The 2,744-nt window shown below is 56.6% G+C and carries 2 protein-coding genes; one reads left to right on the top strand and one right to left on the bottom strand.

Annotation, left to right across the window (positions count from 1 at the left end; all coding sequences use genetic code 11):
• Positions 1–584: hypothetical protein (locus tag AC2FJZ_RS22270; RefSeq protein WP_496780408.1), on the top strand; the 584-nt coding region annotated here is incomplete at its 5' end.
• Positions 585–586: 2 nt separating this feature from the next.
• Here the strand turns inward: AC2FJZ_RS22270 and parE are convergent.
• Positions 587–2,545, bottom strand: a complete 1,959-nt coding sequence (parE, locus tag AC2FJZ_RS22265) for a DNA topoisomerase IV subunit B (protein WP_050602012.1) — start codon at positions 2,543–2,545, stop codon at positions 587–589.
• Positions 2,546–2,744 lie beyond the last annotated feature (199 nt).

Raw genomic sequence — 2,744 nt, 5'->3', positions numbered from 1 at the left:
AGATGCCCGAAAGTCTTCCTGTCAGCCATCGCACTCGCCGCACTCGTCATCTATTGGCTATGAGTCCTGAGCCTAGCGAGATAACTTTTGCGCTACAGTTCTCCGGCTTGTCGATCGGTCAGGTCAACCAGCTGGCCCAGTCCGAGCTACCAGCTAAAATAAAGTCTATAAATGCTGAAATTTTCAGTGGCATGTCCGAAGAGCAAAAAGATGATTTGGAGTTTCAGTTTTCTGTCGTCTACACAACGGTAGAAAGTTCCAAGTCGAAAGCAGCCTTCCAGTTTTTTTCTCCGAAAACAAAGGAAGGCAAAGAGATCGCTAACGTTCTCGTAAAACACAAACCGTCAGCGATTACGCACCCTTACAAGCCAGATCAGGTAATCCAGAAGGCCAAACAAAAGTCTGGCAAGCACTTTAATCAATACCAGCATACGCAGATGTGGAAAAAACACGGAGTTAGGCCTGATGGTAAATCCAAAAAGCCAGACAAAACTAACCTAGACTACTGCTACTACAATCCAACGTTTAAAGCTCACACCTACAACGACTCGTGGGTTGATTTGATACTAACCGAGCTAGCGTAGTCTCAAACATCCAACTCCTCCACAAACCGCGCGTTCTCCTGAATGTATTGGAACCGCAGTTCGGGCTTCTTACCCATCAGACGCTCGACAAGGTCGCCGGTCTCTCCGGGTTCGTCCTCGTCGATGGTGACCCGGATCAATTTCCGGGATGCGGGGTCCATCGTAGTCTCTTTCAGGTCCTTGGCGTCCATCTCGCCCAGACCCTTGAAGCGGGAAACGTCGATCTTGCCCTTGCCGCCCAGACCTTTCTCAAGCCATTCATCCCGTTCGGCCTCGTCCAGGCAATAGACGCGCTTGGCCCCTTGGGTGAGGCGGTACAAAGGCGGGCAGGCCAGATACAGGTGGCCCGCGTCGATCATCGGGCGCATCTGGGTGAAGAAGAACGTCATCAGCAGTGCCGCGATATGTGCCCCGTCCACATCCGCGTCGGTCATGATGATGATCTTGTCATAGCGCAGGTCGTCGACGTTGAATTTGGTGCCAAGCCCCACACCCAACGCCTGCGTCAGGTCACTGATTTCGGCGTTGGTGCCCAGTTTCGAACTGGCCGCACCCAGCACGTTCAGGATCTTGCCGCGCAGGGGCAGCAGGGCCTGTGTTTTGCGGTTCCGGCCCATCTTGGCCGAGCCGCCCGCAGAATCGCCCTCGACGATGAATAATTCCGTGCCGTCCCGTGTTGAACTAGAACAGTCCACCAACTTGCCGGGGAGACGAAGTTTCTTAGTGGCGGACTTGCGTTGTGTTTCCTTCTCGGCCCGTCGGCGCAGGCGTTCCTCTGACCTCAGGATGAGGAAGTCCAGGATCGCGCCGGCGGATTTATTGTCCGCGGCCAGCCAGTTGTCGAAATGGTCGCGGACAGAGTTCTCGACCAGCCGCTGCGCTTCGACCGTGGCCAGACGGTCTTTGGTTTGGCCCACGAATTCCGGTTCAGAGATAAAGCACGACACCAGCGCGCAACCACCGGTGATCAGGTCGTCGCGGTTAATCTGCGCGGCCTTCTTGTTGTTGATCAATTCGCCATAAGCCTTGATCCCTTTGAGGACCGCGGCCCAGAAGCCCGCCACATGAGTGCCGCCTTCGGGCGTGGGGACGGTGTTACAGTAGGACTGGATGAACCCGTCGCGCGAAGGGGTCCAGTTGATCGCCCATTCCACCTTGCCGGGGGCGCCGAATTTTTCGTTGAAATCCACGGTGCCGGCAAAGGGCTGCTCGGCATAGGTGGACGATCCGTTCATCGTCTCTTTCAGGTAATCCGACAGGCCGCCGGGGAAATGAAACGTGGCTTCGGTCGGGGTTTCACCGTCGTCGATGGCGGATTTCCAGCGGATTTCGACGCCCGAGAACAGGTAAGCCTTGGACCGGATCGATTTGAACAGCCGCGCCGGTTTGAAACGATGGTGGCCGAAGATGTCCGCATCTGCGTGGAAGGTCACTGTTGTACCGCGCCGATTGGGGGCCGCGCCGACCTTTTCCACAGGACCCAGCGGAACGCCGCGCGAGAACCGCTGTTCGAACAATTGCTTGTCGCGTGCCACCTGCACGACCATCGAATCCGACAGAGCATTCACCACGGACGCACCCACACCGTGCAGACCGCCCGAGGTCTGATAGGCCTTGCCCGAAAACTTACCGCCCGCGTGCAAGGTGCACAGGATCACCTCAAGCGCCGATTTGCCCGGAAACTTGGGGTGCGGGTCGATTGGAATACCCCGTCCGTTGTCGCGCACCGTAAGGGCATAATCGGCGTGCAGCTCAACCTCGATCCGGTTGGCATGGCCCGCGACGGCCTCATCCATCGAGTTGTCGAGGATTTCGGCCACCATGTGGTGCAACGCCCGCTCGTCCGTGCCACCAATATACATGCCGGGACGTTTGCGGACCGGTTCCAGCCCTTCCAGCACCTCGATCGAGGAGGCGTCATAGGTATTGGTCGCTTCGGGCGTCAACAGATCGTCGGGCATGGGTGCTGCTCTTGTTTTTGAGTTTCTCCCATTATGGCAGGTGATGTGGTCCGGGGAAAGAGGGGCGCGAGGTGTTGTAGGTGTTTGAGAGGTGAAGAATGGGGTGGAGGCCCGCTGTGCGGATATTTTGTTGAAAAACTCGGGCTTGATCGGTTGGTAAGTTGCTGATTCAATTCTTCCTAAAGGGAGGGATCAGCCA

This window comes from Ruegeria sp. CDSA079 (genome assembly GCF_059612245.1).
The sequence above is the reverse complement of the archived record's forward strand: the minus strand, read 5'-3'. Positions and strand labels throughout refer to the sequence as shown.

Coding starts and splice junctions, on each gene's coding strand:
- parE (WP_050602012.1), bottom strand. CDS start 2,545: ATGCCCGACGATCTGTTGACGCCCGAAGCGACCAATACCTATGACGCC.